The organism is Clostridium ihumii AP5, assembly GCF_000612845.1.
GTDB classification, from domain to species: domain Bacteria; phylum Bacillota; class Clostridia; order Clostridiales; family Clostridiaceae; genus Clostridium_J; species Clostridium_J ihumii.
Genome location: NZ_CCAT010000007.1, coordinates 102,726 through 110,102 on the forward strand (window position 1 = coordinate 102,726; position 7,377 = coordinate 110,102).

Genomic DNA, 7,377 nt, shown 5'->3' on the forward strand with positions numbered 1-7,377 from the left:
CTCCTTAAATAATTTCATTGTTTATAAATTTTCTATAATTTAATGCTTCTATTATATGATGTTCTTCAATCTTCTCACTAGATTCTATATCTGCAATAGTTCTAGCAACTTTTAAAATTCTACTATAACCTCTTGTGCTTAAATGAAACTTTTCAAAAGCTAATTCTAATACTTTACTGGTTTTGTTGTCAATAGCACAATACTCTTTTATATGTTTTTGGGACATTTCTGCATTACATCTTATTTTTTCATTTTCAAACCTTTTACTTTGTATTTCTCTTGCATTTTCAACTCTTTTTCTAATTTCACTAGAACTCTCTTTTTTTATGTTGGAATTTATCTCTCCATATGATAATGGATTTACATATGTAAATATGTCTATTCTATCTAAAAGCGGACCAGAAAGTTTTCCAATATATCTTTTTATCTCATAATCACTACATCTACAAGGTTTTATATTTGTACCATAAAATCCACACGGACATGGATTTAGTGCTGCAACTAACATAAAACTACATGGATATTCAACAGTCCCTGAATTCCTTGTAATTTTTATTTTTCTATCTTCTAATGGTTGCCTTAATAATTGTATAATATTTTTTTTAAATTCTAAAATTTCATCTAAGAATAGAACACCATTATGAGCTAAAGATATTTCACCTGGCAAAAGATTTCTTCCTCCCCCACATAATGCAATCTCTGTAGTTGTATTATGTGGACTTCTGAATGGTCTTTCATCTATTAAACCACCTTTATAATTCGATGTTCCATATACACTATATATTTTAGTAACTTCCAACGACTCTTCATAAGTTAATTTAGGAAGTATAGAAACTATTCTTTGAGCTAGCATAGTTTTTCCTGATCCAGGTGCACCAAACATTAATATATTATGTCCACCGGCTGCTGATACTTCTAAAGCTCTTTTAGTAGCTTCCTGCCCTATCACATCTTCAAAATCTAAATTACTTTCACTATTTTCCTTTTTTTCTTCTACAGGAAAATAATATTTAGGCATATCCTTATAAATTAAAAACTTCACTGTTTGTTTTAAATTGCTTAAAGGATATACATTTATATCTTTTATCATTGAACAATCTTTGTAATTATTATAAGGTATTAAAAATTTATTAAAACCTTTCTTATGTCCTTCTATTACAATAGGTAATACACCTCTAACTTTCTTTAAATTTCCTGATAAAGATAATTCACCCATTATTAAATACTGATTTATGTCTTCAACTTCTATTTGTTCACTTTCAATTAGCAATCCTATTGCTATAGGTAAATCAAACATTGTCCCTTCTTTTTTCAAATCTGCTGGTGCTAGATTTATAGTTATTTTATTGTTGGGAAATTCATATCCAGAATTTATTATTGCTGCTCTCACTCTATCTTTTGCTTCTTTTACTGAAGTATCAGCCATTCCAACTATATTAAAAGAAGGTATTCCACGAGATATATCTATTTCTACTGATATAATAACACCTTCTACGCCTAAAAAACTAGCGCATGATAATTGTATAGCCATAATTTAATCATCCTCCTTACACTCAAGTTAATTGTTGACACTTATACAATAAAATAATCTATTTTTCAAATATAAGTTTATTTTATTGAATTTTGTCAAGTATTTAAAAAAAGATATTTTTAGAAAGGATGTATTTTATGAAATTTGATAATAAATCTATAGGCACTATTGGTGAAAATATTGCGGCAGAATATTTGAAAAATCATAATTATAAAATACTTGAAAGAAACTTTTCTTGTAAAATTGGCGAAATTGATATAATTGCAAAAAATGAAAATAATATTTGTTTTATAGAAGTAAAATCTAGAACTTCAGATTATTTTGGCATGCCAAGTGAAGCTGTTAATTACTATAAAGAGCAAAAAATATGTAAGGTAGCTCAATACTATATACTAAAAAAGGATTTGCATAAGTATAACTTAAGATTTGATGTAGTTGAAATAATTTTTAGTTCAACTACATCAAAACTCAACCTGATAAAAAATGCATTCATTATAGATGGTTATATATAACTTACATAAAAATAGATCATGATTTAAATATTTTAAATCATGATCTATTTTTATCTATTATTTTCTAATATATTTTTTAAAAAGCTTAATCTATGTATAGGTGTTAAACCAAATTCTTTTATAGCCCTTACATGCTCCTCAGTTCCATATCCTACATTTTTTTTAAAATTATATTGAGGATATTTTTCACCATATACTTCCATCAACTTATCTCTATAAACTTTAGCTATTATGGATGCACATGCAATATTAGCACTTTTAGTGTCACCTTTTATCAGATATTCATTTTTCATATCAAATTCTTTTATTAAGTAACCATCAGATAAAACTAAATCTGGTACTGTTTTAAGCCCCTTACATGCACGTCTAAAGACTTCATGATTGCAATACCCTATTCCATTTAAATCTATCTCTAAATTGTCCATAACAGCTATATTATATGCAATTGCTCTATTCTTAATCTCTTCACTAAGTTGTTCTCTCAAGTTGTGTGAAAGCTTTTTGGAGTCATTTATATATAATATTAAATCCTTATCCTTTGAATAATCTAAATCTATTATTACAGCTGCTGATACTATAGGACCTGCCAAAGGCCCCCTTCCTACTTCATCTACACCAGCTATATAATAGCCATTATATCCTTTGTCAAAATCATACATATTCTTAACTCTTAAAACTTCTTTATCATATTTTTCAACATTTTTTAAAAGCTTTTCTGATAATTTTTTTACATTTTTTCTTTCATCTTTAGAAAGTTGATGACTTAATTCTAAGTATCTTTTCTTATTATCACCTACAGAATTATTATTAATAAAATCATCTATATAAGTTTTAATATCAGAAAATTTCTTAGAATCTGATATAAAATTATTCATATGTAACACCTACTCTATATTTTCTGATATTTCTTGTGTTTCTGGCTTTTCTAATGATATATTGCCTAATTTTCCGCCTCTAAATTCATCAAGCAACATTGTTGATACTCTATTATAATCTATATTTCCTCCAGATATAACTGCCCCTCTTTTCTTGCCTATGTTATCCATATTTTCGAGTGCAGACTCACTTAACTCTGTAAGTTTGTATCTTTCTTTTAATCTTTCCGGATAATACTCTTGAAGTCTCTCTATTAGTTTTAAAGCTAATTCTTCAGTATCCATAATTTCATCTTTTATCGCACCAGTAAATGCTAAATTAAGTCCTACAGTTTCGTCTTCAAATTTAGGCCATAAAACTCCTGGTGTATCCATAAGTTCTATACCTATTTTAGTTTTTATCCATTGTTTACTTTTTGTAACACCAGGTCTATCTCCTGTTTTAGCAATATTATTCTTCGCTAATTTGTTTATAAATGTTGACTTTCCTACATTAGGTATCCCTACAACCATTACTCTCGTAACAATATTAACTAAACCTTTATTTCTTAATCTATCATGTTTTTCTTTTAAAATTTGATCTAATGCAGGTTTTATATTTTTAAGTCCATTTCCATTCAAACAATTTACAGTTAAAACTTTTGTATATTCATTAGATAAACTTTTTATCCATTCTTTTGTAACTTTGTCTTCACTTAAATCACTTTTATTTAGTAATATTATTCTAGGCTTTCCTTTACATATTTCTTCTATATCTGGATTTGCACTTGATTTTACTATTCTTGCATCTCTTATTTCTATTACAGCATCTACTAGCTTTAAACTTTCTTTTATTTGTCTTCTAGTCTTTGCCATATGCCCTGGAAACCAATTTATACTCATAAAAAACACCTTCTTTTTATATTATTTTATTTAATATTTAAACACTTATTAAAATTTTATCAAGTTTCAAATTCTTCTCTTAAAAAATTAAATAAAAAAAGGGACTTTATAGCCCCATTTTTTACAAATTACTAAATTAACTCTTTAACTTTAGCAGCTTTTCCTACTCTATTTCTTAAGTAGAATAATTTAGCTCTTCTTACTTTACCTCTTCTTACAACATCAACTTTTTCTATAACAGGTGAGTTAATTGGGAAAGTTTTTTCAACTCCTACTCCAGATGCAACTCTTCTTACAGTGAAAGTTTCTCTTGATCCACCATTTTGTATTTTAAGAACTGTTCCTTCAAAAACTTGGATTCTTTCCTTGTTTCCTTCGCTAATTCTTATGTGAACTTTAACAGTATCTCCAACGTTGAATTCTGGTAAATCTGTTCTTATTTGTTCTGCTTCAATTTCTCTTATTATGTCTAACATGTGTATTCCTCCTAAAATTTTTTTTTGACGTTCATAATCACACAATCTGCGACAGAGGACCGCCGGTACTAACACAAGCTTGATTGTATCATATTGCTTTAATTTTATCAATACTCTTTTTTATCTTTATAGTAATTTTCAAGTAATTTTTTATCTTCTTTTGTCAGTTGTATATCATTATATAAGTCTTTTCTTCGTTCTTTAGTAATTAGTAGAGATTTTAATCTTCTATATTTTCTTATATTATCATGATGTCCAGATAATAATATTTCAGGAACTTTGTTTCCACAAAAATCATAAGGCCTTGTATATTGTGGATATTCCAATACACCGTCGTAGAAAGATTCTTCCATAAAACTTTCATCACAAGAAAGCACTTTAGGAATCATTCTACTTATGCTATCTATAACAGGAATGCACGCCATTTCTCCACCAGTTAAAACAAAATCACCTAGTGATATCTCCATATCTATATAATCGTATACTCTTTCATCTATTCCTTCATAATGACCACATAAAAATATTAATTCTTTTTCTTTACTAAGTTGTTTTGCCATATCTTGATTAAAAGTTTTTCCACGTGGCCCTAAAAATATAACCTTACCACTATTTTTCTTTTTTACTTCTTTTATGCAATCAACTATAGGCTGTGGCATCATAACCATACCTGCACCACCACCATATGGATAATCATCAACTTTTTTATGTTTATTTAATGTATAATCCCTTATGTTTACTGTCTCAATTTTTAGAATATCATCATTTTGAGCTCTGCCTATTATGCTATGATTAAAAACATCAAACATTTCTGGGAAAAGAGTTAATATATGAATATTCATTATTCACTCCAAACATTAACAGGTTTTATAAGAACTTTATTTTCTTCTATATTAACCTCTAGAACAATATCTTTTAATGCAGGTATTAAAACTTCTTTTTTTCCACCTTTTACCCAATAAACATCATTGCTTCCTGTTTCTATAACATCGTAAATTTTTCCTAACTTTTCTCCATCTGTATCAAAAACTTCACAATCAAGTAAATCAGCAATATAATATGTATCTTCTTCTAAAATTCTTGCATCTTCTCTATGAATCTTTAAATATTTATTTCTATACTTTTCAGCATCATTCATAGACTCAATACCATCTATTTTTAATATAACTCTATCATTTTGTAGTTTGCAAGATGTTATTCTTCTCTCAACATTATCTATATACACTTTCTTCAGCGTTTTAAATTCTTCTAAACTATCTGTTAAAGAAAAAACTTTTACTTCACCTTTAACGCCATGTGGCTTAGTTATTTGTCCTATGCTCATAAACTCTTTCATTTTTAAGCCTCCTCACAACATATTATAACTAAATATATAATAAATTATATATTAATTATTATCAATATAAATATAAATTTATACACTATATTTTTAATTTCACTTTATGTTTTTTATTTAAAGTTTAATATGTATTCATATAAAATAGAATACTTTATTTTTATATTAAAATAAGAGTTAGGTCATATCCTAACTCTTATGATTCTATAATTTCTACAACAACTCTTTTATTTTCTTTTATAGCTGCTGCTTTTACAACAGTTCTAATAGCCTTAGCTATTCTTCCCTGTTTACCAATCACTTTTCCCATATCCGATTTATCAACTTTTAATTCTAAAATTATAGAATGTTCACTACAAACTTCATTGATTTCAACTGATTCTGGGTTGTCAACTAAAGACTTAGCTATTACCTCTAGTAATGTTTTCATGGAATGCGCCTCCATTCATTTCAACATCAATTATTTTATTCCTGCATTGTTGAAAAGTCTTTTTACTGTTTCAGTAGGTTGTGCACCATTTTTTACCCATTGGTTAGCTTTTTCTTCGTCGATTTTTACTGTAACTGGCTCTGTTGTAGGATTGTAGTATCCTATTTCATCTATAAATCTTCCATCTCTTGGAGATCTTGAATCAGCTACTATTATTCTGTAGAAAGGAGCTTTTTTAGCACCCATTCTTCTTAATCTTATTTTTACTGCCATTTTTAAATTCACCTCCTTTAAAGAATAAAATATTTTATGTTAAAAAGGTAATTTTCCAAATAACCCTTTTTTCATCTTCTTTTGCATACCTTTTTGCATGCCCTTCATATTTTTCATAGTCTTTTTCATTAGTTCATAATGTTTTAAAATTTTATTAACTTCTTGTATTGATGTACCAGATCCATTAGCTATTCTCTTTTTCCTTGATGGTGATGCTATAATTATGCTAGGCTTTCTTCTTTCTTCTAAAGTCATAGAATGAATTATAGACTCTATTTTAGACATTTCTTTTTCACCTTGAGATAAATCTAAATCTTTAAGTTCCTTTGCATTAGCTCCAGGCATCATTTCTAAAATTTTACCTAATGGTCCTAAATTTTTCATTTGCTCTAACATACTTAAAAAATCTTCGAAGTTAAATTCTTGATTTAACATTCTATTTCCAAGTTCTTGAGCTTTTTCTTCATCAATAGCTTCTTGAGCTTTTTCTATTAAAGAAAGTACATCTCCCATACCAAGTATTCTTGATGCCATTCTTTCTGGATAAAAAGTCTCTAAGTCAGACATTTTTTCACCCATACCAACAAATTTAATTGGCTTTTCAGTCATTGCTCTTATTGAAAGGGCAGCACCACCTCTGGTATCACCATCCAACTTTGTTAATATTACACCTGATAATTCTAATTTTGAATTAAAACTCTCAGCCACATTAACAGCATCTTGACCAGTCATAGAATCTACAACTAATAAAATCTCATTTGGATTTACATATTCTTTTATATCCTTTAATTCATCCATAAGTTCTTCATCTATGTGTAATCTACCAGCTGTATCTACTATAACTACATTACATCCTATGCTTTTAGCATGTTCTATAGATGCCTTAGCTATATCTACAGGACTTGTTTGATCTCCCATAGTAAACACTGGTATATCTATTGACTTTCCTACAACTTGCAATTGTTTTATAGCCGCTGGTCTATAAACATCACAAGCTACTAAAAGTGGTTTTTTATTATCTTTTCTAAGTTTAAGTGCTAGCTTTCCCGCCATAGTTGTTTTACC

The 7,377-nt window shown here is 28.0% G+C and carries 10 protein-coding genes; 1 reads left to right on the forward strand and 9 read right to left on the reverse strand.

Going from position 1 to position 7,377, the window contains the following annotated elements; translation table 11 throughout:
* Positions 1–4 precede the first annotated feature (4 nt).
* Positions 5–1,531 carry a YifB family Mg chelatase-like AAA ATPase gene (locus BN346_RS01810; protein WP_034438729.1) on the reverse strand — a complete coding sequence of 509 codons (1,527 nt, stop codon included), beginning with the start codon at positions 1,529–1,531 and terminating at the stop codon, positions 5–7.
* Positions 1,532–1,668: 137 nt separating this feature from the next.
* On the opposite strand from BN346_RS01810, the gene BN346_RS01815 reads away from it, so the two are divergent.
* Positions 1,669–2,043 carry a YraN family protein gene (locus BN346_RS01815; protein WP_034438731.1) on the forward strand — a complete coding sequence of 125 codons (375 nt, stop codon included), beginning with the start codon at positions 1,669–1,671 and terminating at the stop codon, positions 2,041–2,043.
* Between the two features lie 50 nt (positions 2,044–2,093).
* Here the strand turns inward: BN346_RS01815 and BN346_RS01820 are convergent, their stop codons facing one another.
* From BN346_RS01820 to BN346_RS01855, 8 genes are all read right to left on the reverse strand, one after another.
* Positions 2,094–2,918, reverse strand: coding sequence for a ribonuclease HII (locus BN346_RS01820; RefSeq protein WP_034438733.1), 825 nt, complete (start codon positions 2,916–2,918; stop codon positions 2,094–2,096).
* 9 nt (positions 2,919–2,927) lie between these two features.
* Positions 2,928–3,800, reverse strand: a complete 873-nt coding sequence (gene ylqF, locus BN346_RS01825) for a ribosome biogenesis GTPase YlqF (RefSeq protein WP_034438735.1) — start codon at positions 3,798–3,800, stop codon at positions 2,928–2,930.
* A 131-nt stretch (positions 3,801–3,931) separates the two neighbouring features.
* Positions 3,932–4,276: a 50S ribosomal protein L19 gene (rplS, locus tag BN346_RS01830; RefSeq protein ID WP_034438737.1), complete on the reverse strand. Its 345-nt coding sequence runs from the start codon at positions 4,274–4,276 to the stop codon at positions 3,932–3,934.
* 107 nt (positions 4,277–4,383) lie between these two features.
* Positions 4,384–5,115 carry a tRNA (guanosine(37)-N1)-methyltransferase TrmD gene (trmD, locus tag BN346_RS01835; RefSeq protein WP_034438739.1) on the reverse strand — a complete coding sequence of 244 codons (732 nt, stop codon included), beginning with the start codon at positions 5,113–5,115 and terminating at the stop codon, positions 4,384–4,386.
* A complete protein-coding gene (rimM, locus tag BN346_RS01840) occupies positions 5,115–5,609 on the reverse strand; it encodes a ribosome maturation factor RimM (protein WP_034438742.1) in 495 nt (164 codons plus the stop codon). The genes trmD and rimM overlap by 1 nt, the downstream gene beginning before the upstream one ends.
* A 196-nt stretch (positions 5,610–5,805) precedes the next feature.
* Entirely contained in the window at positions 5,806–6,039 is a 234-nt protein-coding gene (locus BN346_RS01845; RefSeq protein WP_034438743.1) for a KH domain-containing protein, read from the reverse strand.
* Between the two features lie 30 nt (positions 6,040–6,069).
* A complete protein-coding gene (rpsP, locus tag BN346_RS01850; RefSeq protein ID WP_034438745.1) occupies positions 6,070–6,312 on the reverse strand; it encodes a 30S ribosomal protein S16 in 243 nt (80 codons plus the stop codon).
* A 39-nt stretch (positions 6,313–6,351) separates the two neighbouring features.
* The coding region (locus BN346_RS01855) for a signal recognition particle protein (protein WP_034438780.1) at positions 6,352–7,377 on the reverse strand (1,026 nt) is incomplete at its 5' end.

Bases quoted from the DNA above. Each gene is read 5' to 3' on its own strand.
- BN346_RS01810 (WP_034438729.1), bottom strand. From the start codon at position 1,531: ATGGCTATACAATTATCATGCGCTAGTTTTTTAGGCGTAGAAGGTGTT.
- BN346_RS01815 (WP_034438731.1), top strand. From the start codon at position 1,669: ATGAAATTTGATAATAAATCTATAGGCACTATTGGTGAAAATATTGCG.
- BN346_RS01820 (WP_034438733.1), bottom strand. From the start codon at position 2,918: ATGAATAATTTTATATCAGATTCTAAGAAATTTTCTGATATTAAAACT.
- ylqF (WP_034438735.1), bottom strand. From the start codon at position 3,800: ATGAGTATAAATTGGTTTCCAGGGCATATGGCAAAGACTAGAAGACAA.
- rplS (WP_034438737.1), bottom strand. From the start codon at position 4,276: ATGTTAGACATAATAAGAGAAATTGAAGCAGAACAAATAAGAACAGAT.
- trmD (WP_034438739.1), bottom strand. From the start codon at position 5,115: ATGAATATTCATATATTAACTCTTTTCCCAGAAATGTTTGATGTTTTT.
- rimM (WP_034438742.1), bottom strand. From the start codon at position 5,609: ATGAAAGAGTTTATGAGCATAGGACAAATAACTAAGCCACATGGCGTT.
- BN346_RS01845 (WP_034438743.1), bottom strand. From the start codon at position 6,039: ATGAAAACATTACTAGAGGTAATAGCTAAGTCTTTAGTTGACAACCCA.
- rpsP (WP_034438745.1), bottom strand. From the start codon at position 6,312: ATGGCAGTAAAAATAAGATTAAGAAGAATGGGTGCTAAAAAAGCTCCT.